Below are 22,126 nucleotides of genomic sequence, written 5' to 3'. Positions count from 1 at the left end.
CCAGGAGTGAACCTGCTCCGCCGACAGTGTGCAAACCGGCGCGTCGCGACGCGCCGAGGCAGGGCCAATTCCGCAACGTATGGTAATCGCTTCGATACTCTTCGTGACGTGTGGGAGCCGGTTGGGCCGCTACCCGCGTCCGTCTACTGGAGGCGGCGCTGGGTGGCGATCGCGTCCACGGCCACTGTCCTCGTGATCGTGGCCTGGGCCGTCGTCATTGTGGTGGCGTCCGCCGCAACGTCCAACACCCCCACGACCCGGGCCGCAGTCCATTCAAGCGCGTCCGCTCCCCAGCAGGCCTCACCGTCCCCGGAAGTTGCGCCGGCGTCTGCCCCGCCGCCTGCGCAACCGGGGACGGTGGGGCCTGCGCCCACCGGATCCTCGCCGTCGAGCGAGCAACTGCCCCCCTCGTCGGGCGCAGCCATCGCCGCTGAGCAGTTGGTGCCCGACGACACCCCGCGCCAGTCCGTACCGGTTCCCCCGCCGGTGCCAGTGCCGGCGACCGGCCCGGTGCCCTGCACGAACGAGATGCTGACGGTGGGCGCCGAGATCGATCGCCCCGAGCATCGGGTGGTGGATCGGCCGGTGTTACGGCTCGTCGTCACCAACGTGAGCGATCAGCCGTGTATCCGGGACCTCGACTCGGCCAGGCAGGAGATCGTGGTGTGGGGGCCCGGTGGCGCACGGATCTGGTCCAGCAACGACTGCGTCAACGCGTCCACCAGCGACCTGCGAACGCTCGTGCCCGGCCAGCCCGTGGCGTTCGCGGTGCGGTGGGCGGGGCGCACCTCGACCCCGGGATGTGCCGCGCCGCGCACGGTGGTGCCGCCGGGCAGCTACAACGTGATGGCCAGAGTGGACAACGCGATCAGCGCGGCAACGCCGTTCCGGCGGCTCCCCTGACGGACCGCCTCAGCGGATCGCGTGCAGCACCGATCCGACGTCGCGGACCTCGGTGATCTTCATCCCCGCGGGAGAGGCGCCGTTGTCGGGCGGTACGAGCGCGTGCGTGAAGCCGAGGCGGGCGGCCTCGGCGAGCCTGCGATCGAGCCCCGTGACGCGACGAACCTCACCGGCCAGTCCGATCTCACCGAGTACGACGACATCGGGTGGCAGCGCGACGTCACGGCGCGCGGAGGTGATCGCGAGCGCCAGTGCGAGATCGGCCGCGGGTTCGACGACCCGCATCCCGCCCACGGTGGCGGCGTAGACCTCGGCGTCGTGCAGCCGCACCCCCGCCCGCTTCTCCAGGACGGCGAGCAGCATCGCGATGCGCGCGTTGTCGAGCCCGCTGACCGCACGCCGCGGGCTGGGGATGTCCTTCCCCGTCACGAGTGCCTGGAGCTCAGCGGGGAGTGGACGGCGACCGTCCATGACCACGGTGACGGCGGTGCCGGGCACCGGCGGACCGCCGAACCGTGCCAGGAAGAGCCCGGACGGGTCGGGCATCCCGACGATGCCTTGGTCTCGCAGTTCGAAGCAGCCCACCTCGTCGGCGGGCCCGAAGCGGTTCTTGACCCCACGCACCATCCGGAGCGTGGAGTGCTTGTCCCCTTCGAATGCGAGCACGACGTCGACGAGGTGCTCGAGCACCCGTGGGCCCGCGATCGCGCCGTCCTTGGTGACATGTCCCACGAGCAGCACCGGCAGGCCGCGTTCCTTCGCGAGCCCGGTGAGCGCCACGGTGACCGCGCGGGTCTGCGTCACGCCGCCGGGGGAGCCGTCCGCGTCGCCCGTGGACATCGTCTGCACCGAGTCGACGACGAGCAGGTCAGGGCGCAGTTCGTCGATGTGGCCCACGATTGCGCCGAGGTCGGACTCAGCGGCGAGGTAGAGCTCGTCGTGGACGGCGCCGGTGCGCTCGGCGCGCAGTCGCACCTGGCCCGCGCTCTCCTCGCCGGTGACGTACAGCACGCGACCTGCGCTCGCCGCCTTGGCCGCCACCTCCAGCAGGAGCGTGGACTTCCCGACGCCGGGCTCGCCCGCGAGCAGGACGACCGAGCCGGGGACGAGGCCACCACCGAGTACTCGATCCAGTTCGGACACGCCCGTGGGTCTGGAGCGGGCCGAGTCGAGCGCGACGTCCGCGATCCGGCGGGCAGGGGCGGTGGGGGCGCCGGCCGCGACCCTCTTCCTCGCGGGCGCGGCGGCCACCGGGGCCGACTCCTCGAGGCTTCCCCAGGCCTGACAGGACGGGCAACGCCCCACCCACTGGGCGGCGAGGTGTCCACACTCGACGCAGCGATAGCCCCCACGGGCCGTGCGGGTGCGGGGTGTCACGCCTGTGGTGCGGGCACGGTCACTCGGCCGTGTTCTCGCGCGGGCCGGTGGGGTTCTCGACCGGGATGGGCACCTGGATCTGGCCCGCGTTCTCGAACGTGAAGGTGACCGGGTAGGTCGGGCCGGCCGTGATGTCCTCGCGGAGACCGGTCAGCACGATGTTCGCCTCGCGAATGCCGCCGGAGACCGGCGGAGTGGCGGGCGGCGGCGTCGATCCACCCGGTGCGGGCGCGACCGTCGTCGGAGCGGGCGCTCCAGGAGCGGCGGGAGCACCGGGTGCGGCGGGGGCACCAGGCGTGGCCGGTGCACCGGGCACGGCCGGGGCGCCAGGAACCGCCGGCGCGCCAGGAGCTGCCGGGAGGGCGGGCACCGCCGGGGCCGCCGGAGCGCCCTCGACAAGCAACCGCTGGCCCGGGGCGAGGTCGGACGTTCCGGTGATCTGCACGGACGTGGCGATGGGGCTCGACACCGAGACCAGCCGATCGGCCTGGGAGCCGGCGTTCACGATGCTCAAGGACAGGGGGGCGCTGCCACCGCGGGGGTAGACAGCCGCGCCCTGGGCCCGGTCGTTGAACTCGATGACCGAGTCGCGGATCGCGATCGTGCCCACCTGGACGTTGGCGCCGTCCACGGCCGAGAGTTGCGTGTCGGTCTGGGTGATCTGGCCCGCCCCGCACCCGGCGAGCGTGACGGCCGCGGCTACGGCCCCGACGAGGGCTGCTGCGGTCGGACGGATACGCACGATGCGGCTCACGGGTCTGACGTCCTTCCTGGCGGGCCATCACGTCGTGCTGCGGGCGCAGCGGTGCAACAGACGCGGACGGCTGACGTCCTCGCCGGTCACTGGCTTCGGCCTGCACGAGCCTAACGCCCCCTGTAGGAGCGCCTGGCGCGGTCCCCCGCAGCGGCGACTATAGCTGCGCCTGCACGTTTCCCGCTGGTTGTCAATCCCCTGACCTGCGACGACGGGCCGGGTCGGGCAGCGGTGCCAGGTCCGGCCGTGTTAACCTGGTTCCAGCGAAAGGGGCAGAGGACACATGGCTTTCAAGGTCGGAGAGACCGTCGTCTACCCGCACCACGGTGCCGCTCTCATCGAGGCCATCGAGACTCGGACGATCAAGGGCGAGGAACGTCAGTACCTCGTCCTCAAGGTCGCGCAGGGTGATCTCACGGTGCGTGTTCCCGCCGAGAACGCCGAGGTGGTCGGTGTTCGTGACGTGGTGGGCCAGGAAGGTCTGGACAGGGTGTTCGAGGTGCTTCGCGCCCCGCACACCGAGGAACCCACGAACTGGTCACGCCGGTACAAGGCGAACCTGGAGAAGCTTGCCTCAGGGGACGTGAACAAGGTTGCCGAGGTCGTCCGCGACCTGTGGCGGCGGGAGAAGGATCGCGGACTGTCTGCCGGCGAGAAGCGCATGCTTGCCAAGGCTCGCCAGATTCTCGTCAGCGAGCTGGCTCTCGCCGAGGGCACCGACGAGGAGCGGGCCGAGATGCTTCTCGACGAGGTCCTCGCCACCGCCACGGCCTGAGCGCACGCCCACTGTCCCAATCTGCTGGCCACGGTCAGAGCATGAGCACGCTTGCCGTGGTGGTGGCCGGCGGTCCTGACGAGGTAGATGTCCTCACGGCTGTCGGTGGCGAACCGATGGTCGTGAGGTCCGTGCGGTCGCTGCTGGCCACGGATCTCGTCGACCATGTCGTTCTGCTCGTTGCGGATGAGCGGCGTGATGCGCTGGTACGAGCCTGCCTTCGGTTGTCCGTGAGCGTGCCTATGCATGCGTTGTCCGATATGCAGCCACACGCCCCTCAACGAGCCGATGCCACTGCGGGTGACGGGCCGATCACGATCAGTTCGGCAGACGTCGTCGTCGTGCACGAGGCGTCGCGACCGTTCGCGCCCGCCGCGCTGGCCACGGCTGTCGTGGCCGCAGTCCGCGAGGGCCACGAGATGGCCGTTCCCGTCCTGCCGTTGGTCGACACCGTGAAACAGGTGGACTCCGACGGCCTTGTGCAGGGCACGCCGGACCGGTCGGGGTTGCGTGTGCTGCAGACGCCCCTCGCGGTGCGAGGTGATCTCCTGCGCCCCTCGCTTGTCGCCGATCCACTGGCGTTTGCGCGCCACCACGCCGCCTCGTGCGGCACCGTCCACACCGTTCCGGGCCACTCGGCTGCGTTCGCCGTCCACAGCGCCTGGGACCTCGAGCTCGCCGAGCTGCTGGCGAAGAGGATCGAACGATGAGAGTCGGCGTGGGCACCGACGTGCATCCGGTCGAGGCGGGCCGCGAGTGCTGGGTCGCGGGGCTGCACTGGCCCGGGGTCGCGGGGTGTGCCGGCCATTCCGACGGTGACGTCGCCGCGCACGCTCTGTGCGACGCGCTGCTGTCGGCCGCAGGCCTGGGTGACCTCGGAGCGGTGTTCGGCACGAGCCGCCCCGAATGGAGCGGCGCGAGCGGCGTGGCGCTGCTCGGCGAGGTGCGCAGGCTTCTGACGGCCGACGGCTGGACGGTCGGCAACGCCGCCGTGCAGGTGATCGGCAACGCACCGAAGATCGGTACGAGGCGGACCGAGGCACAGCAGGTGCTCTCGGAGGCCGTTGGCGGACCGGTGTCGGTCTCGGGCACCACCACCGACGGGCTCGGGCTGACCGGCCGCGGCGAGGGCGTCGCGGCGATAGCCACGGCCTTGCTCGTCGCGATCCCCTGACCCCCACACCCGGAGCGGGCCAGCGTCCGTCACGCCTCGTGCATCGCGTCCAATCGGCTCTGCACCTGACCTGCGTCGAGCTGTTCGATGCGCTGGCTGAGCATCCACTGGTGACCGAACGGGTCGGCGAGCCGGCCGCCGTAGTCGCCGTATCCGTGGTCGGCGAGCTCGAAGATCACCGTCGCGCCCGCCGCCAGCATTCGCTCGGCCACCGCATCGGCGTCCGAGACGTCCAGCGACATGATCACCGGAATGCCACCGCCACTGGGTGCCGGGTCGCCGTCGCCCGCGTCCTTCACAGCGAAGCGGGCCGGTCCTGCCGTCACCAGGCTGTGCACGACCCGACCGTCAGCGCCGGTGTAGCGCTCGAGCACCTCAGCGCCGAAGGCGGCCGTGTAGAAGGCGAGTGCGGCGTCGGCGCCCTCCACGACGAGCCGGGGGTGTAGTCCGAGAATCTCAGTCATGGTGCGGAGTTTGGCCGGTTGTGAGCTTCGCGTCGTGGACGAAGCGGAACTGCCCTGGTAAACCATGCGGACTACGGGTCCGTACTCTGGAAGATGTGAGCCTGCGCCTCTTCGACACTGCCACCAGAAAGCAGCGGGACTTCGTCCCCCTGCGGGCCGGGGCTGCGTCGATCTACGTCTGTGGCGCCACAGTGCAGGGCCTGCCGCACATCGGGCACGTCCGCTCCGGGCTCAACTACGACGTCCTCCGCCGATGGCTGGCCCACAAGGGTCTCGACGTGATGCTCGTGCGCAACGTCACGGACATCGACGACAAGATCCTGCGCAAGGCGGCGGCCGCCGGTAGGCCGTGGTGGGAGTGGGCGTCCACCCACGAGCGCGCCTTCGACGCTGCGTACGACGCGCTCGGCTGCCTCCCGGCGTCGATCGAGCCGCGCGCCACCGGCCACGTCCCGCAGATGGTCGAGCTCATCGAGCGGCTCATGGAGCGTGGCCACGCCTATGCAGCCGGTGGCGACGTCTACTTCGCGGTGCGCACCTTCCCTGAGTACGGGGCCCTGTCGCACCAGAAGGTCGACGACGTCGCCCAGGGCGAAGGAGAGGGCGGCGCGAAGCGCGACCCGCTCGACTTCACGCTGTGGAAGGCGGCCAAGCCCGGAGAGCCGTCGTGGGCCACCCCGTGGGGCCGTGGCCGTCCCGGATGGCACCTCGAATGCTCGGCGATGTCCACCTTCTACCTGGGCCCCCAGTTCGACATCCACGGCGGCGGGCTCGACCTCGTGTTCCCGCACCACGAGAACGAACGTGCGCAGTCGAACGCGGCGGGCGACCCGTTCGCGCGGTACTGGCTGCACAACGCCTGGGTCACCATGGGCGGCGAGAAGATGTCGAAGTCGCTCGGCAACACCCTCTCGATCGACGTGCTGCTGCGCCGGGTCCGTGGCGTCGAGTTGCGGTACTACCTGGTGGGCCCGCACTACCGCTCGTCCATCGAGTACTCCGACGCCGCGTTGCACGAGTCCGTGGCCGCCTATCGGCGTATCGAATCGTTCGTCCACCGTGTGCGTGAGCGGATCGGCACGCCGGAGCCCGGAACGCTCTCCCCGGAGTTCGTCGAGGCGATGGACGACGACCTGGGCACCCCCGGCGCGTTGGCCGCGATCCACGGCACCGTGCGCGAAGGCAACAGCGCTCTGGACGCCGGAGACCGTTCGGCTGCGATGCGCGCGGCCGAGTCGGTGCGTGCGATGACGGGTGTGCTGGGGCTCGACCCCCTCGACCCCCACTGGGCTGAGGACGACGGCACGGTGGATGCCACCACGGGCGCGCTCAGTGCCTTGGTCGAGGATCTGCTCGCGCAGCGTCAGGACGCACGAGCCCGGCGCGACTTCGCGGCTGCCGACGAGGTGCGAGACCGGCTCACCGCTGCCGGGGTGTCCGTGGAGGACAGCTCCGACGGCCCCACTTGGTCATTGAAGGACGTGTAGGCACATTGCCCGGTAATTCCAAACGTCGTGGTGCTATGCGCAAGGAAGGCACCAAGAAGGGCATGGTCGTCGGTTCCGGAGGGCAGCGTCGCCGTGCCCTGCAGGGCAAGGGACCCACGCCGCCCGCGGAGATGCGCCCCGGTCATCCCGCGGCCCGCAAGGCGGCGAGATCGGCCGCGGGCGCCGGGAAGTCCGGCAAGGGCGGCGGTGGTGGCCGTGCCACCGCGGGCAACCGCCGCAAGCCTGGCGACGGCGAGACCCCCGAGACGGTGCTGGGGCGCAACCCGGTCGTGGAGTGCCTACGCGCGGGGGTGCCTGCCACCGCGCTGCACGTCGCGATCGGCACCACCACCGACGAGCGGGTGGCCGAGGCGGTGCACCTCGCCGCCGACGCTGGGGTATCGATCCTTGAGGTTCCCCGCCACGACCTGGACCGGATCACCGGCGGGGCGTTGCACCAGGGCCTCGCGCTGCAGGTGCCGCCCTACGAGTACGCGCACCCCGACGAGCTGCTGGAGATCGCGTCGGAGTCGCCCGAGCCGGGGCTGATCGTCGCGCTCGACGGCGTCACCGACCCCCGCAACCTCGGCGCGGTCGTCCGCTCGGTCAGCGCATTCGGTGGCCACGGCGTCGTCGTGCCGCAGCGCCGGGCAGCGGGCATGACGGCCGTCGCGTGGCGCACCTCAGCGGGCACGGCCGCGCGGCTCCCGGTGGCACGGGCAACGAACCTCACGCGCACCCTCCGCGAGTACGCCACGGCCGGCTTCATGGTCGCCGGGCTCGACGCGGAGGGGTCGGTGTCGCTCGACGACTTCGAGCTCGCGGCCGATCCGTTGGTGCTCGTCATCGGTTCGGAGGGCAAGGGCCTCTCGCGGCTGGTGAAGCAGACCTGCGATGTCACGGTCTCGATCCCGATGGCGGGGCCGGTCGAGTCCCTGAACGCCTCGGTGGCCGCCGGCGTCGTCCTGGCCGAGATCGCGCGCCAGCGCCGCCACTGAGCCCAGGAGGGCTCAGGCGGTGGCGACGCGGCGGCTGCGCAGCCGGGCCACCACCCGGCAGCCGACGTAGCAGAGGAACGCGATGCCGGCGACGTAGCCGGATACCGGGAGCCCGGGCGCGAGCGACATGACGGTGCCCCCCACCAGTGCGAGCTCGGCGAACAGCACCGCGAGCACGGTGGCCAGCAGCGGGTTCGCGGTCACGCGCGCGGCCGACGCACCCGGTGCGATCATCACCGCCAGCACGAGCACGGCGCCGACGATGGGCACGGCGAGTGCGGTGGTGAGCCCGATCAGCACCGCGAACACCAGCGACAGGAACCGCACCGGCACGCCACGGGCCAGCGCGACGTCCGGGTCGGTGCTCGCGAACAGCAGCGGGCGGTAGAGCACCGTGAGCGTGCCGATCACGAGCACGGCGACGACGGCGAGCACCACCAGATTGGTGGAATCGACAGACACGATCGAGCCGGTCAGCAGCCCGAACTTGTTGGAGGCCCGGCCGCTGTAGAGGGCGAGCAGCAGTACACCGAGGCCCAGGCCGAAGGCGAGGACGACGCCGATCACGGAGTCGCGCTCGCGCTGGCGCAGCCCGAGCAGGCCGAACACCAGCCCGGCGACGACGGCCCCGACGACAGCTCCGATCTCCACCCCGATGCCGACGAGCAGCGCGGCTGCGCCACCGGTGAACGCGAGTTCCGCGGTGCCGTGCACGGCGAACGCCATGCCCCGCGAGATGATCAGAGGCGTCAACGCGCCCGCGACGAGCCCGAGCACAGCACACGCGATCAGCGCGTTCTGCACGAAGGGCAGCGCCAGGAGCTCACCTGTGCCGGAGAAGGTGAAGAGCCGGCTCAGCACCTCGTTCATGCCGACTCCTCGTGATGCTCGTCGTGCTCCTCCGCGCCGACGACGACGAGCCTGCCGCGCACCTTCACCACGTCGACGCGGGTGCGGTACAGCTCCGAGAGCACGTCCGACGTCATGACCTCCTCCGGCGGCCCGACCCGGAACCGGCCGTCGACGAGGTACAGAACGCGGTCCACCAGCGGCAGCACGGGGTTGATCTCGTGGGTGACGAACAGCACCGCGGTGTCGGCCGAGCGGCGGCGCTCGTCGATCAGCCGGGTGACGGTGCGCTGGTGCGAGAGATCGAGCGAGAGCAGTGGCTCGTCGCACAGCAGCACGTCCGGGTCGCCGACGAGGGCTTGGGCCACTCGCAACCGCTGCTGCTCGCCGCCGGAGAGCCGCCCGACCGGTGAGCCCGCATATGCGGTGCCCCCGACGGCCGCGAGCGCCCGGTCGACCCGTTCGCGCCGGGCCCGCATGCCGCGCACGCCGAGGCCGAGCCGGTGCCCGTCGAGGCCGAGGCCGACGAGGTCGCGGCCACGCAGCGGCAGGTCGGGGTCGAGCGCCTTCTGCTGGGGCACGTAACCGATGTTGGGGCTGCCCCTGCGGGGCGCCCGGCCACCGACCCGCACCTCGCCTGCCGACAACGGGAGCAGCCCGAGCAGCACGCGGACCAGGGTGGTCTTTCCCGAACCGTTCGGGCCGAGGACCGCCACGAACTCACCGGGCGCGACATCGAGGTCGAGCCCCTCCCAGAGGGTGCGGGAGCCGAACCGGACCGCTGCGGAGCGCAGCGACACAGCGGACTTCGTGACCGGAAGCCGGGACACGCCGGACGCGGTGGTGTGGGAAGTGGTCACTGCGGGCTCCCGTTCAGAGCGTTGGCCAGGGCCTCGATCTCGGAGTTCATCCAAGTGATGTAGTCGTCAACACCTGCGGGAAGCGTTTCCGTCACCATGACCACCGGGATCTTCGCGGCCTGCGCCGCCTGCTCCACCTGTGTGGTGGTCGGTGTCTCGGTCTGGGCATTGAGGATCAGGGCACTCACCGGGTTGTTCGTGAACAAGGCGAGGGTCTGCTGGAGTACGGCCGCGGGTGGGTCCGTGTCCTCCTCGATCGCGCGCGCGAACTCCGGCGGCGTCACGTCGGTGAGCCCCGCGCTCTGGATCAGGTAACCCGGCACCGGCTCGGTGACGGCGACGCGGGCACCGGGATGGGCGGCGCCGATCGCCTGCTCCTTCGTGAGGAGGTCCGCCACCTTGCCCTTGAAGGCCTGTGCGTTGGCCGTGAAGAGGTCCGCGTCGGCCGGATCGGCCGCGCCGAAGTCGGTTGCAAGCTGATCGGCCACCTTCTGCACGGTGGGCAGGCTGTACCACAGGTGCTCGTTGAAATAGGGGTCCGAGGCCGCGTCTTCGCCTCCCGCTCCCGCCGTCGGATCCAGCCCGGACAGCGCGGTGACGTCGATGGAGACCGCTTTGCCGCCGGAGGATTGGACCAGCCGCTCCATGAAGTCGTCGTACCCGCCGCCGTTGTAAAGGATCACATTCGCGGTGGCCACCTTCGCCGCGTCACCCGGGGTGGTCTCGTAGGAATGCGGGTCGGCTTGCGGATCGTTGATCAACGAGGTGACGTCGACCCGGTTGCCCCCCACGGCCCGGGCGATGCTGCCGTAGACGTTGGTCGAGGTGACGACCTTGATCGGTGGGTTGCCCTGCGGGGCAGCGGATGGGGGCGGGGCAGGGGCACTTCCTGAACCGCAACCGGCGAGAGCGAGCGCGGCCAGCACGGCCAGCGTGGCGAAAGCGCCGGAGCGGCGGAACAACATGGTCGAAGTCTCCCCAAAGCGAAGTTATTGATAACCGTTGTCGTTCACTCTAGCGCTGTGAGCTTTCGCTCTCCCGGTCGGCGGCTCACGACTTTCCCGGTGACCAACTGAACCGTTACGGTTCAGCGATGTCCGGGCTTCCGAACGTCCGACGTCCCGCGACTCTGGCCTCGTTGGCTGCTGAGCTCGGTGTGTCGCGGACGACGGTCTCCAACGCGTACAACCGTCCTGACCAGTTGTCGGCCCCGCTGCGCGCGCGGGTGCTCGAAGCCGCCAGGCGCCTGGGCTACCCCGGGCCGGATCCGGTGGCTCGCTCGCTGCGCACCCGCAAGGCCGGCGCCGTCGGACTCCTGCTCACCGAAGCCCTTTCCTACGCCTTCCGCGACCCCGCGGCCACCGGCTTCCTCGAAGGACTCGCCCTGGCCTGCGAGCAGGCGGGCCAGGGGCTGCTGCTCATCCCGGTGAGCCCGGAGCACGCCGACGTCACGGCGGTACATCAGGCGGGCGTCGACGGGTTCGTCGTCTACTCCGTTCGCGAGGACGACCCCCACTTCTTGGCGGTCCTCGAGCGTCCGGTCCCCACCGTCGTCTGCGACCAGCCGACCGGCGTCGACGGGGTCGACCGCGTCGGTGTCGACGACCGCGCGGGCATGCTCGCGCTGGCCCGTCACCTCACGGGGCTCGGACACCGGCGTGTCGGCGTGCTCTGCATGCGCCTCGGCGCGGGCCGCAACGACGGACCCGCCTCCGCCGAGCGGCAGGCGAACGCCACCTACCCGGTGCAGCGTGAACGGCTGGCCGGCATCCGTGATGGACTCGCGGAGGTCGGCGTCGACTGGTCCGGGGTGCCGGTGTACGAGCGGTTCGAGCACAGCGTCGATTCCGGACGGGCGGGGGCGGCAGGCCTCCTCTCGGCCCATCCGGAACTCACGGCGGTGCTCTGCACTTCCGACATCCTCGCGCTCGGCGCGCTGCAGCATGCCGCTGACCGGGAGCTCTCGGTTCCCGACCAGCTCACGATCACCGGTTTCGACGGCGTGCCCGAAGCCGCCCGCGCCGGGTTGACCACGGTGAGCCAGCCGCTGCTGGAGAAGGGGCGGGTGGCGGGGGAGCTCCTGCTGGAGCGCGGCGAACGCAACCGCCCACGCCGGGTCACGCTGCCCACGGAGCTGACCCTCGGTACGACGAGCGCCAAGCCTCGCGCCGACCAACGCTTCTTCTCGGGCTGGTGATCAGCCGCCCGCACTCAACCGGGTGGTGACGGAACGGGCCAGCGTCGCGACGTCCGTTCCCGGTTCGGGGCTGACCATGCCCTCCAGGAGCAGGGCCGAGAGGCCGTGAACCAGGGCCCACCCGGCCAGGGCGGTCGTCGTGGTCTCCGATGTGGCCCCGCGGTCGTGGCTGCTCGCCCCGGCCCGTAGCCGGTCGCCGGCGCGTTGCTGGGCCGCTACCAGCTCCGGATCGTCGCCGCGAATGAGTCCGGGAGCACGCATCACGGCGAAGTGTGCTGGATGTGCGGTGGCGAACAGCACGTAGGTGACGCCGAGCTCGGCGAAGCTCTGCTTCTGCTCGCCGGCCTCGGTGAGAGCGCCGGCCAGAAGTGACCATCCCTCGACTGCCAGCGCGGTGAGCAGCCCGGTCTTGTCCCCGAAGTGGTGTGTGGGGGCTGCATGTGAGACACCGGCCCGGCGCGCCACGTCGCGCAGGCTGATCGCGGCAGGCCCCTGATCGGCCACCGCCTCGAGTGCGGTGTCGAGAAGGGCCCGGCGCAGGTCGCCGTGGTGGTAGGGCATGGCGACAGATCATATCCCAGATCTTTACGTTGACAAGATCGCTGGCCACGTGCAATCTTTCCACTGTCAAGACCGATACTGAGGAGGAAACGTGCCTGCTCTGCCCTGGATCCCCGTCCACGAGCCCGCCCCGGCCGGCGAGATGGTTGTGATGGCGTCGCGCTTCCGCGTCAAGGGGTACCGGCACGTCGTGCCGTTCCTCGTCGACTCCATCCGGATCCTCGCCCAGATCCGGCGCGCCGACGGCGCATTGGGCGTATCGCTGGTGGCACACCCCCTGCGCCGCGAGTTCTTCACGCTCAGCGCCTGGACGGACCGTTCCGCGCTCGACGCCGTGGTGGGTTCGGAGCCACACCGTTCCGTGATGAGGCGCCGGCGGGCAGCCATGGCCGACTCGGTGTTCACGTTCTGGACGGCGTCCACCACCGCATTGCCGCTGACGTGGCAGGAGGCCGACGAGCGCCTTGCAGCGGCGGCCTGACCCGGCTTGCTATCCGTGCAGCGACGAGCGGACGGCCAGCAGCTCCTGCAGAAGCGTGGCGACCTCGGGAGGGCTGGGAACGCGATACTCGGCGGCGGTGTCGCCGGGACCGACCTTCACGCCCACATCGCCGGCCCGGAGCCGGAGGAACGCCGTCTCGTCGGTGACGTCGTCGCCGACGAACAGGACCGCGTCGGGCTTGGTGCGCTCGCGGAGCACGTCGAGCGCGAGGCCCTTGTTCACCTGCAGCACAGCCAGGTCGAGCACGGCCTTGCCCGGCGTGACCTCGATGCCCTCCCAAGAGGCTGGCCCGGTGCGCACGGCCTCGAAAACGCGCTCGCCCACGTCGGCAGGTGCGTTGCGGACGTGCACGGCGATCCCGGCGGGCTTCTCCTCCAGCCTGACACCGGGTTCGCCGTCGACGAGCTCGTGCAGCTCCGCGCGGAGCCGGTCGAGCCGCTCGCGCTGTGCGTCGTCGAGAGCGGCACCTCCGTCGTCGAACTCGCCGCCGTGGCTCCCGATGAGACGGATCGGGCTTCCGAACCCCGAGACGGCGGCCAGGTCGGCCAGCCCGCGTCCGGACACCAACGCGACGGTGGTGTCCGGCAGAGTCGCCAGCGAACCGATGGCCGCGGCCGCCGTGGGGAGCGGCCGGGCGTCCGAGGGGACGTCGACGATCGGGGCGAGCACACCGTCGAAGTCCAGGGCTACGAGAAGGACCGGGACCCGGGCGATCGCCCGTACTGCCTCGTCGAGATCGCTCACGACGCCGCTCCCTCGGCGGGCGGCAGCCCGAGCGCGTCGAGGAAGGAGCGTGCCCACCGGTCGACGTCGTGCGTGAGCACCTGGCGGCGCAGTGCGCGCATCCGCTTCTGGCCTTCCTCCGCAGGCATCGTCAGGGCCACCTGCAGGGCGTTCTTCACGCCGTCGGTGTCGTGCGGGTTGACGAGAATGGCTTCTTTCAGCTCGTGTGCCGCGCCGGTGAACTCCGACAGCACGAGTACGCCGCCGTTGTCGTGCCGGCAGGCCACGTACTCCTTGGCCACGAGATTCATCCCGTCTCGCAGTGGCGTCACCAGCATCACGTCGGCGGCCACGAAGAAGGCGGCCAGTTCCTCGCGGGGCAATGACTGGTGCAAGTAGTGCACGGCGGGGTGGCCGACGCGGGCGTACTCGCCGTTGATCCGCCCGACGGACTGCTCGATGTCGTTGCGCATCTTCTGGTAGTGCTCGACGCGTTCGCGGCTGGGCGTCGCCAGCTGGATCATCACCACGTCCTCCGCGCTCACCCGGCCCTCGGTCAGCAGTTCCTCGAGAGCGCGCAGCCGCACGTCGATGCCCTTGGTGTAGTCCAGCCGGTCGACGCCGAGGACGACCTTCTCGGGCTCACCGAGGTCGGAGCGGATCTGCTTGGCCCGTTCGAGCACCTCGGGGGTGCGGGACAGCTGGTCCAACGCCGCCGAGTCGATGGAGATGGGGAAGGCGCCGAGTTTGACGGTGCGGCCGCCGAAGGTGACCTCGGTGCGGCCGTGGCCGGGAATGGCGTCGGTGAGGCGGGTGGCCAGCCAGCGGAAGTTGCGGACGCCGCCGGGGGTGTGGAAACCGACGAGATCGGCTCCGAGGAGCCCCTCGATGATCCGTCTTCGCCACGGGAGCTGCATGAACAGCTCGGTGGGCGGGAACGGGATGTGCAGGAAGAACCCGATGCGCAGGTCGGGCCGCAGCTTCCGCAGCGCGGCGGGGAGCAACTGCAGCTGGTAGTCCTGGATCCAGACCGTGGCGTTCCGGCTGGCCACCTCGGCCACCACCTCGGCGAACCGTTCGTTGACGCGGACATAGGCCTGCCACCAGTGCCGGTGGAACGCGGGCGGCGCGACCACGTCGTGGTAGAGCGGCCAGAGCGTGCCGTTGGAGAAGCCCTCGTAGTAGTCCTCGACCTCACGGGCGGACAGGCGCACCGGGTAGAGCTGCAGGCCGTCCTCGACGAGCGGCTCCACGTCGGCGTCGGCCAGACCCGGCCAGCCGACCCAGGCGCCTTCGCGGCTGCGCAACATCGGCTCGAGGGCGGTGACGAGGCCGCCGGGGCTGCGCTTCCAGCGCTGCGATCCGTCGGGCAGCTTCTCGAGGTCGACCGGTAGCCGGTTGGCCACCACGACGAAGTCGGCATCGGAGAGCGTAGTGCCGGTTGGCATGTTCCTCCTCGTACATTCGCCAGCTCGGCGCAAGTGTGAAGGCTGCTGGCCGCTGCCACCTTCTGGCGAAAGCCTACTGCCGCGGATGCTCGTTCGTGGTGTTTCCGGGAGCTCGCCGACGGACCCAGGGACGCGTGACGAAGTCGCCGAAGGTCACCCCTGCCGCGAGCGCGAGCCCGATGGCGAGCGCGAGGGTCACCGTCACGAGTCCGTCCGCGAGTCCCTCGACGGCCAGTTGGTAGAACCCGCGGTAGGCGGTGAGGCCGGGCAGCAGCGGGGTGATCCCGGCGAGGATGACGACGAGCGGCGCGACCCTCCCGCCCCGGCGAAGCAGACCGGAGGCGATCCCCACGACGACCGCTGCCACCCCGGTGGCGGCCACCGGGCCCAGGTCGACGAGCTGCCTGAGAGCGCCGTATGCAGCCCAGCCGGCCGCTCCCGCGGTCCCGGCGGCCAGCAGCGGGCGCAGCCGGGCGTATCCGGCGAGTGAGAACGCCGCGGCGCCCACGGCCGACGCGAACACCGCGATTCCGTACCAGCCGGGCCCCTGCGGCAGCGGTCCGGCCACCTGGAGCGTGAGCCCGAATGCCAGGCCGATCTTCAGGGCGAGCACGACACCGGTGAGCAGCCCGGCCGAGAGCAGCGCGATCTCCGCCGCCCGTCCCGCCGCCGTGACGTAGTAGCCCGAGATCGCGTCCTGCACGGTGCCGACCACCGAGAGCCCCGACAGCAGCACCGTGATCCCGGCGGCGACCACCAGCGAGGGTTGCGTACCCGCCGGAAGGACGCCTCCCGCGAACATCGCGAGGCCCGAGCCGGTGGCGATCATGCCGCCCGTGACCTGCTGGAAGAACGAGGGCAGGCCCCAGCGGTTGAGGATGCGACCGATCCGGTCGATGAGTGCGGTCACCATGAACGCGGCCAGCGCGGTGATCGGGGCGGCGCCGAGCAGGAGGGCGATCGACCCGGCCAGCAGGGCCCAACCCAGGGTCGCGACCCAGCGGGGGTACGGGTGCGGGGCGGTCACCGCCTCGGTCAGCACGGCCGAGGCGTCCTCGGCGTCGATCTCGCCGTGCTCCACCCGGTCGACGATCTTGGCGACCTCCGCGAGTCGGGTGAGGTCGAGCGACCGGTGGCGGACCAGCCGCATCGACGTCACGGGAGCGGCCGCCCTCCCGCGGTGACACGAGACGGTGATCGACGTGAAGGTGATGTCCACTTCGACGGTGGCGAGCCCGCAGGCCGCGGCCACCCGCATCATGGTGTCGGTCGTCTCGCCGGCGCTCTCACCACTGGAGAGCAGGACCTCCCCGACCCGCATGCACAGGTCGAGCACCTGCTGCACGTGTGCGTCGTCCGGGACCCGGGGGCCGAGTGGTCGCATCAGCGGCACGGTGGGTGGCCCTGCGCGTAACAGTTCGTGCGCCTCGCGGCTCAGAACAGTGCGAACCCGTCGGGTCAGACGTCGGGCCGTTGTCACGACGAATCACCGGTGATCAGACCGGCCGCGATCAACTGCGCCATGGCCGCCAGGGTAGGTGCCGAACTGGCCTGCGGCCGAGTCTCGGCCTGTGCACGGTCTGTTCTAGACGTCGAGTTGCTCGCCGGGGTAGATGAGATCCGGATCGTCGATCACATCGCGGTTCCGCTGAAAGAGCCTCGGCCAGGTGGTTCCGTGATCCTCGGCGATGCCCGAGAGCGTGTCTCCGCGCTTCACCACGTAGTGATCCCGCTCAGTGGGAGGACGCCTGTCGGGCTTGTGCGGCGGCTCCCTGTCCGGCTCCGGTTCGGGTGCTTCCCTGATCCGGGGCTCGGGGATCTCGTCGTCCATCTTCGGCCCCCAGCATTCCTCGGAGGCTTTCCACGGGTTGTAGCCCTCGTTGGAGTACGCCCGCTCTGCCACGAGGCGCTGTTCTTCGTACGTGGCATAGATGGCCCTGCGTGCGAACTGCTGGCCGCCGTATCGCCGCCACGTGCCGTCCACGAACTGAAAGTATCCGCTGGCCGTGGAAGGCCCAGGATTCTCGACGTTCCGACCGCCCGATTCGCATTGCACGATAGGTCCCCAGTCGCCGGCTCTGGCCACGCCGGACGGCGACAGCGCAGCGACCGCGGCCACCACGACGACGGTTCCCCACCTGGCTCGGCCGGCGTAGGAACCCATGGGCTGGCTGTCCAGCTAGTGCCGGACCTCGGCCACGAGACCACCGGCGCCACGAGAAGGTCGCTTCCCGCTCGATGCCGGAGGTGCGTGCATTTCCCGTCCTCCGATCATTGACGCGAGTTGGCGGCAGTCAACGGTAACGGAGCTGGGGTCGACATTCCGGTCGAACGGTTCGGGTACCTCCTGATGGCCCAGGAGCTGCTCGAAACGACGTACACGGCGACTACGGAGCGTTCTGCGTAACCTTTGCCGTTAGTCAACGATCGTCCGGACGCTTCTCCGTCGCCGCTCCGGGCCGAGACAGGCGCATGGCCTATGGCTGCCTGGTCCCGGACCGATGCCGTCGGCCGCTCCGGCGCATGTCACCATGTACCCAGGTCTTGACGCTGGACGGCTGGGGTACGCAGCGCCGTCAGGGCGTCCGGTTCCTGAAGATCGTCTGGTCTGCGTTCGCGGGCCAGCAGCGTGTGAGTCGGCCGGTGTAGCTCAGTGGTAGAGCAACCGCCTTGTAAGCGGTAGGTCGTCGGTTCGATCCCGACCTCCGGCTCTCACCAGGGAATATAGCCCCTGGAGCATGCTCGATCAGGATCGAGCAGCAACCAGCACGGCGGTCGTCACCGCCGCGCTGCCCCTCCGCTGACGCTCCGGTAGCTGCTCGCGTCTACCTCTGAGCTGCACCGGCCTGTAACGCACGGTAAAGCACCGGCGACATGCCGTGGCCGGCCGTGCCCCCGACACGGCCGACAGGGGAGGAAGCGTGGCTAGGAAAAACAACGCAGCCGCAGGCTGCCTGTGGCTGCTCGGGCTGTTCGTCGTGGTCGCCGCGTGCAACGGCATCACGGGGGGAGGCGACGCAGAGGAGACCACCACCGCGCAGGCACAGAAGTCGCCGATCGAGCTGCTCGACGAGCGTTGCCACAACGATGACATCGTGTACGAGGCTGATCGCACTTGCTTTAAGGGCGGCGAGCTGGTCACGGTCAAGCGGGCCGTAGACGGAGACACCGTCGAGCTGGCTGATGGGCGTTTGGTCCGGCTGTTCGGGTTCGACGCACCTGAGCCGGACCAGTGCGCTGGCCCCGGCGCTACCGAGTATGTACGCGGGCAAGTCGAAGGTCGGCAGGTGAAGATCATTGCGGAGTCGGGCGTGGACAAGGTGAAGGACGAGTTCCTCCGCTACATCCAGTACCCGGATCCCGCTTCGGTACTTGAGTCGCCGCTGTTCACGGAAGACCTCGGCAGGAACGTCGTCTCCACAGGATGGGCGAAGGTCTATGAGAACGGCGCAAACAGCAAGTACCAGAAGGCGATCACGTTCTCGGCCGAGTACGCGCCGTACCACCCGGAGGGGATGTACGCACCTCCCTGCGGTAAGCCCAAGGTCTACGGCGATGACGACGGCAACGGCACTGCCGACTGGGAGGAGCACGTCAGCGTCAACGGCCCCAACGTCAACCTGCCGGACGGAGCCCTGACCGGAGGGTTCTGCGCCCATCGTCGGTGGTGTTGATTCTCGGACGTTGTCATGTTCGTCTCCGCCGTGCTCGGTGGCACTGGAGGGTGCCTGCTCGGAGTGAACGGCGCCGACTGGCTCAACCGGAAGCCCGGCAGGGCTGCACCCCCTCAGGTGAAGAAGGGTCGATCATGGTCCGCGCTCGGTAAGCTCCGACCCGTCGTGCTCCGCTACGGCGCCTCGACACAGGACGCCCAGGGGATCCCTTGACCATCTACCGTCCCTGCTCCAGATGTCAGCGTGAGCACGCGCCGTACCGCTTCATCTACGGGTGGCGCCCCTGCAAGTGCGGACGCCACTCCACGGCGTGGTGTCGCGACGACAACGGGGTCCTCGAGTTCAAGGGGCGGTGGTCAAGCCCGACGACAGGTCCGGTCGGACCGACGCGATGCATCACAAGCTCGTGGCCCAGCTCGAGCGGTTCGGGCAGTGGCAGCGCAGTGCCGCGGTCCTCAGTCCAACATCGTGGGTGAGGCGGCCGCCGCCTCCTTGCCGAAGACGCACAGCGCCCACATCACGACCACGCTCAACACGATCCCGATGATCGACAGGCCCGGGTGGTGTGACAGCGACAGGAAGCTCACGACAAGGCTCACCAGGGCCAGCAGAATCCCGATCAGGCGTCCCCACAGCTGCCCCGTGATGACCGCCATCCCCGCGAACGCCACCAGCACTCCGAGCAGCAGGTGCGCCCAACCCCAGGCGACGGTGTCGATCGAGAAGACGTGGTGGACCCCCTGGACCGCGACCTCGCGGCCGACAAGCGCACCGGTCCCGGTGACGATGTGCAGCACGCCCAGCACGATCATGGTGAGACCGGCGAACCTGGCGAGCCCGGTTGCCCACAACGTCGACGTGTCTCGCGGCGCCTGCGGCTCGGTGGTCATCCGGCTGCCCTTCCTGCGTCGTCTCCGGCCGGTGTCCGGGCCGTGACGAGCGTCGTCGCGGGCGCCGCGGTCGTCGTCACCCCTGCTGGGTGAGGGCCCTGCGCCCAGGAATGCACCCCGTGCTCAGCCGCCCGCTGCCGGGACCCGCGGTCCGCGACGTCCGGCTGGTTGGCCGTCTGCGACGTCCGGGTCCCGGGTGTCCGATCGGTCGGCCTCAGTCTCGCGGCGCCGCGCGGATACCTGCACCACGCCGAGCGGTCTCGGCGAGCGTCTGTTGTCCGGCGCGCGCCCTCCCCGTCAGCGGTTCTGCAGTTCCCGCCCGTGCACGACAATCGCGTAGATCACGATGACGTCGACCGCGATCAGGATGGTCGACCACACCGGGTACGCGGCGATGAAGGCCAGGTTCACCACCGCGCTCACGATGGCGATGACGATCCCGACGGCGCGCGCGAGTATGTTCCCCGCCAGGAGCCCGAGCCCAGCCGCAATAGCGATCACGCCGATCGCGACGTGTAGCCAGCCCCACGCGGTGTAGTCGACGTTCACGACCAGTCCCTCAGCGCCGACCAGGTAGTAACCACGGTCGAAGATCGCGACAAGACCCTCGATCACCTGGAAGAATCCGAGCAGGATCAGCATGAGTCCGGCAAAGACAACCCAGCCGACCCAGCCGCTGATCTCATCCGCAGTGCGCGTCGCGGAGTGACCGGTCGAGGCGGAACCCGTTGTGGGTCGGTAGGCCTCGGTCATGACGTTCTCCTCTCTGTGCATGCGGGATCGATGGTTACGTGGGTGGGGGGCCCTGACCTCATCCACAACGGGCGAGGAGCGCATGGTCCGTTTGCGGACGATGCACGGGTCATCGACGCCGCGGAGGTATTGGAGACCTCCGGTCACATCACGCGGCCAGCGCATATTCGTGTACGAGGCCGGCCGCCAGGCCCACCGGAAGGCGCGGAGCCCAGCATGACCTGCTGCGGACAAGCCCCCACGGATTCGGCGAAACGCGTACCAGCCCGCCACCGCGCAGCCGCCGCCGTCGGTGGTGGCGTGTCCGTACTGCGGTGCAACGGTTGCGACCGGCGGCGATTGAGGAGGCGGACGGAGAGCGGGCCGCGGTGGTCGCCGGTCTGCCGGATTCCGGGGCGCCGCGTGTTCCGGTGGCGCCGGTGCTTGGGGCTGATGTTGGAGGTGATCGACGGCCGCCGCTCGGCCGGACGCTTGATGGGGTGGTGGCGCCGTCGGTGGTGCGCTACGCCCGGGCCGCGCGCCTGGCCGGGCCCCTGTGCGGGTGTCCCGCCTGCGGTCGCTGCGTATGTGCTGCCCGACGGAGGAGGCCCTCGAGGCAGCGGCGGTGGGTGATCGTCAGCGGGTCCGAGCGGTTGCGGCTCGGTTCGAGCGCGAGCGGACCGGATGGCGCTTTGTCGCGGTGCGTATCCTGCGACCGCCCGGCTATGCGCCCTCACGGCGCGGGGATGGGGACAGGTTGGGGGCCTGTGGATGAATGTGCCCGTTGTGGTGGGGGGTCGGGCACGATGCGGGGCGTGCCGACTGACGTTGACGACCCGACCACCCCGCGAGGTTCGGCTTCAGGGTCGGCGGTGGCCGAGTTGTTCGCGCCGGTAGTGGCGGAGCGGGGGCTGGACTTCGAGCCGGCGCCGGTGATCGATGGTGCTTAGCCGTCATGACACGGCTCGTGACACGAGTTGGAGTCACGTCGTGGCGTCCGAAGTGGCTGGAGAGGTCGATCGCGTGGCGGTAGTCGCCGGTAGAGGCAGTGGTGTGGGCAGCGCGACCGTCTTGTAAGCGGTAGGTCGTCGGTTCGATCCCGACCTCCGGCTCCACGCCTGACCAGCACTTTTGGCTCTGCCGAACGAGGCAGATCGGGCGTCGTGGCATCAAACGTGGTGCGAGGCGTCCTACGATCTTCCCGTGCCGCGCCGTTCCGCCATTGGTTCCCGCGCGCGAGGAGAAGCGGAACCCGCGGACGAGCGCGACCGTCGATCAGCTGCTCACCCGCTATCTCGACCAGTTCGACAGCGCCCCGATGACGAACGCGGCGACCGCCTGATCAACCAGATCCCCCGCACCAGCACCAAACCGCTGGCCCGATTCAAGGCCTATGGTGACCACCGCAACCGCACACCCGGCTATGGACCGCCACCCATCATCCGAAGCCAAACCGTCCCGCATCATCTGGAACCCGGCATGCGCGCCGGTCGCTGTGTCGAGTCGCGGTCAACTCGCCGCTGTACCTGTTTCGAGGTCGGCGGGGGTGGGTGTCCGCGGGAGGGCTCCGTCGTCGCGATCAGTGCTCTGCTCCTGTCCAGGGCTCGCCGAGGCTGTCCGACCGGTGGCGAAGGAGGCCGAACCGCGATTGCAGAGCTCCTCGTGGGGGCTGCTGGCTGCGGTGCTCCAGCCACCTGCGGTCACCGAGGACCACTTGTGCAAGCGGCGGTCAAGGCGTAGACCGTGCGCGGAGGTGCC

The 22,126-nt window shown here is 70.1% G+C and carries 23 protein-coding genes, 1 tRNA gene and 1 pseudogene; 12 read left to right on the top strand and 13 right to left on the bottom strand.

The window, feature by feature from the left end:
- Positions 1–108: 108 nt before the first annotated feature.
- Positions 109–903, top strand: a complete 795-nt coding sequence (locus tag ACQPZQ_RS43310; RefSeq protein ID WP_433290265.1) for a hypothetical protein — start codon at positions 109–111, stop codon at positions 901–903.
- A 9-nt stretch (positions 904–912) separates the two neighbouring features.
- On the opposite strand, the gene radA is transcribed toward ACQPZQ_RS43310, so the two are convergent.
- The gene (gene radA, locus ACQPZQ_RS43305; protein ID WP_433290264.1) at positions 913–2,280 is read right to left on the bottom strand and encodes a DNA repair protein RadA; all 1,368 of its coding nucleotides are present in this window, start codon (positions 2,278–2,280) and stop codon (positions 913–915) included.
- A gap of 19 nt (positions 2,281–2,299) precedes the next feature.
- Positions 2,300–3,034: a hypothetical protein gene (locus tag ACQPZQ_RS43300; RefSeq protein WP_433290263.1), complete on the bottom strand. Its 735-nt coding sequence runs from the start codon at positions 3,032–3,034 to the stop codon at positions 2,300–2,302.
- Between the two features lie 283 nt (positions 3,035–3,317).
- Here ACQPZQ_RS43300 and ACQPZQ_RS43295 point away from each other — a divergent pair, with 283 nt between their 5' ends.
- Genes ACQPZQ_RS43295 through ispF form a run of 3 tightly spaced genes read left to right on the top strand, consistent with a single transcriptional unit; the run spans position 3,318 to position 4,983 of the window.
- The gene (locus tag ACQPZQ_RS43295; RefSeq protein ID WP_241036899.1) at positions 3,318–3,809 is read left to right on the top strand and encodes a CarD family transcriptional regulator; all 492 of its coding nucleotides are present in this window, start codon (positions 3,318–3,320) and stop codon (positions 3,807–3,809) included.
- Between the two features lie 41 nt (positions 3,810–3,850).
- On the top strand, positions 3,851–4,519 hold the full coding sequence (locus tag ACQPZQ_RS43290; protein ID WP_433290262.1) for an IspD/TarI family cytidylyltransferase: 669 nt from the start codon (positions 3,851–3,853) through the stop codon (positions 4,517–4,519).
- On the top strand, positions 4,516–4,983 hold the full coding sequence (gene ispF / locus ACQPZQ_RS43285) for a 2-C-methyl-D-erythritol 2,4-cyclodiphosphate synthase (protein ID WP_433290261.1): 468 nt from the start codon (positions 4,516–4,518) through the stop codon (positions 4,981–4,983). Before ACQPZQ_RS43290 ends, ispF begins: the two co-directional genes overlap by 4 nt.
- Positions 4,984–5,012: 29 nt before the next feature.
- Here ispF and ACQPZQ_RS43280 read toward each other — a convergent pair whose 3' ends face one another.
- Positions 5,013–5,447 (bottom strand): VOC family protein, encoded by a 435-nt coding sequence (locus ACQPZQ_RS43280; protein WP_433290260.1) that lies wholly within the window; start codon positions 5,445–5,447, stop codon positions 5,013–5,015.
- 95 nt (positions 5,448–5,542) lie between these two features.
- On the opposite strand from ACQPZQ_RS43280, the gene cysS reads away from it, so the two are divergent.
- Positions 5,543–6,934 (top strand): cysteine--tRNA ligase, encoded by a 1,392-nt coding sequence (cysS, locus tag ACQPZQ_RS43275; RefSeq protein WP_433290259.1) that lies wholly within the window; start codon positions 5,543–5,545, stop codon positions 6,932–6,934.
- A 5-nt stretch (positions 6,935–6,939) separates the two neighbouring features.
- The gene (gene rlmB, locus ACQPZQ_RS43270) at positions 6,940–7,932 is read left to right on the top strand and encodes a 23S rRNA (guanosine(2251)-2'-O)-methyltransferase RlmB (RefSeq protein WP_433290258.1); all 993 of its coding nucleotides are present in this window, start codon (positions 6,940–6,942) and stop codon (positions 7,930–7,932) included.
- 12 nt (positions 7,933–7,944) lie between these two features.
- On the opposite strand, the gene ACQPZQ_RS43265 is transcribed toward rlmB, so the two are convergent.
- From ACQPZQ_RS43265 to ACQPZQ_RS43255, 3 genes are read right to left on the bottom strand one after another with little or no spacing between them, the layout of a single operon-like run.
- Entirely contained in the window at positions 7,945–8,802 is an 858-nt protein-coding gene (locus ACQPZQ_RS43265; RefSeq protein WP_433290257.1) for a metal ABC transporter permease, read from the bottom strand.
- The gene (locus ACQPZQ_RS43260) at positions 8,799–9,641 is read right to left on the bottom strand and encodes a metal ABC transporter ATP-binding protein (RefSeq protein WP_433290256.1); all 843 of its coding nucleotides are present in this window, start codon (positions 9,639–9,641) and stop codon (positions 8,799–8,801) included. Before ACQPZQ_RS43260 ends, ACQPZQ_RS43265 begins: the two co-directional genes overlap by 4 nt.
- Positions 9,638–10,606, bottom strand: coding sequence for a metal ABC transporter solute-binding protein, Zn/Mn family (locus ACQPZQ_RS43255; protein WP_433290255.1), 969 nt, complete (start codon positions 10,604–10,606; stop codon positions 9,638–9,640). Before ACQPZQ_RS43255 ends, ACQPZQ_RS43260 begins: the two co-directional genes overlap by 4 nt.
- A gap of 128 nt (positions 10,607–10,734) precedes the next feature.
- On the opposite strand from ACQPZQ_RS43255, the gene ACQPZQ_RS43250 reads away from it, so the two are divergent.
- Complete coding sequence (locus ACQPZQ_RS43250) at positions 10,735–11,838, top strand: LacI family DNA-binding transcriptional regulator (protein ID WP_433290254.1); 1,104 nt, start codon at positions 10,735–10,737, stop codon at positions 11,836–11,838.
- Here ACQPZQ_RS43250 and ACQPZQ_RS43245 read toward each other — a convergent pair whose 3' ends face one another.
- Entirely contained in the window at positions 11,839–12,399 is a 561-nt protein-coding gene (locus tag ACQPZQ_RS43245) for a TetR/AcrR family transcriptional regulator (RefSeq protein WP_433290253.1), read from the bottom strand.
- A gap of 91 nt (positions 12,400–12,490) precedes the next feature.
- On the opposite strand from ACQPZQ_RS43245, the gene ACQPZQ_RS43240 reads away from it, so the two are divergent.
- Positions 12,491–12,880: a hypothetical protein gene (locus ACQPZQ_RS43240; RefSeq protein WP_433290252.1), complete on the top strand. Its 390-nt coding sequence runs from the start codon at positions 12,491–12,493 to the stop codon at positions 12,878–12,880.
- Positions 12,881–12,889: 9 nt separating this feature from the next.
- Here ACQPZQ_RS43240 and otsB read toward each other — a convergent pair whose 3' ends face one another.
- From otsB to ACQPZQ_RS43220, 4 genes are all read right to left on the bottom strand, one after another.
- Entirely contained in the window at positions 12,890–13,645 is a 756-nt protein-coding gene (gene otsB / locus ACQPZQ_RS43235; protein ID WP_433290251.1) for a trehalose-phosphatase, read from the bottom strand.
- Positions 13,642–15,072, bottom strand: a complete 1,431-nt coding sequence (locus ACQPZQ_RS43230) for an alpha,alpha-trehalose-phosphate synthase (UDP-forming) (RefSeq protein WP_433290250.1) — start codon at positions 15,070–15,072, stop codon at positions 13,642–13,644. Before ACQPZQ_RS43230 ends, otsB begins: the two co-directional genes overlap by 4 nt.
- Positions 15,073–15,145: 73 nt before the next feature.
- On the bottom strand, positions 15,146–16,456 hold the full coding sequence (locus ACQPZQ_RS43225) for a threonine/serine ThrE exporter family protein (RefSeq protein ID WP_433290249.1): 1,311 nt from the start codon (positions 16,454–16,456) through the stop codon (positions 15,146–15,148).
- A gap of 201 nt (positions 16,457–16,657) precedes the next feature.
- Entirely contained in the window at positions 16,658–17,236 is a 579-nt protein-coding gene (locus tag ACQPZQ_RS43220) for a LysM peptidoglycan-binding domain-containing protein (protein WP_433290248.1), read from the bottom strand.
- A gap of 475 nt (positions 17,237–17,711) precedes the next feature.
- On the opposite strand from ACQPZQ_RS43220, the gene ACQPZQ_RS43215 reads away from it, so the two are divergent.
- Together ACQPZQ_RS43215 and ACQPZQ_RS43210 are read left to right on the top strand one after the other, a co-directional pair.
- Positions 17,712–17,783: transfer RNA gene (locus tag ACQPZQ_RS43215), tRNA-Thr, on the top strand.
- A gap of 210 nt (positions 17,784–17,993) precedes the next feature.
- Complete coding sequence (locus tag ACQPZQ_RS43210; protein WP_433290247.1) at positions 17,994–18,746, top strand: thermonuclease family protein; 753 nt, start codon at positions 17,994–17,996, stop codon at positions 18,744–18,746.
- A 455-nt stretch (positions 18,747–19,201) separates the two neighbouring features.
- On the opposite strand, the gene ACQPZQ_RS43205 is transcribed toward ACQPZQ_RS43210, so the two are convergent.
- Together ACQPZQ_RS43205 and ACQPZQ_RS43200 are read right to left on the bottom strand one after the other, a co-directional pair.
- Positions 19,202–19,636 (bottom strand): DUF7144 family membrane protein, encoded by a 435-nt coding sequence (locus ACQPZQ_RS43205; protein ID WP_433290246.1) that lies wholly within the window; start codon positions 19,634–19,636, stop codon positions 19,202–19,204.
- A gap of 297 nt (positions 19,637–19,933) precedes the next feature.
- Positions 19,934–20,389, bottom strand: a complete 456-nt coding sequence (locus ACQPZQ_RS43200; protein ID WP_433290245.1) for a DUF7144 family membrane protein — start codon at positions 20,387–20,389, stop codon at positions 19,934–19,936.
- Between the two features lie 532 nt (positions 20,390–20,921).
- Here ACQPZQ_RS43200 and ACQPZQ_RS43195 point away from each other — a divergent pair.
- A pseudogene (locus ACQPZQ_RS43195) lies at positions 20,922–21,143 on the top strand (Rv3235 family protein); the annotation flags it as partial.
- A 40-nt stretch (positions 21,144–21,183) separates the two neighbouring features.
- Positions 21,184–21,318 (top strand): hypothetical protein, encoded by a 135-nt coding sequence (locus tag ACQPZQ_RS43190; RefSeq protein WP_433290244.1) that lies wholly within the window; start codon positions 21,184–21,186, stop codon positions 21,316–21,318.
- Positions 21,319–22,126: the final 808 nt, after the last annotated feature.

Source organism: Pseudonocardia sp. CA-142604 (assembly GCF_050948475.1).
Lineage (GTDB): Bacteria > Actinomycetota > Actinomycetes > Mycobacteriales > Pseudonocardiaceae > Pseudonocardia > Pseudonocardia alaniniphila.
This window is presented reverse-complemented; position numbering and strand designations above follow the sequence as displayed.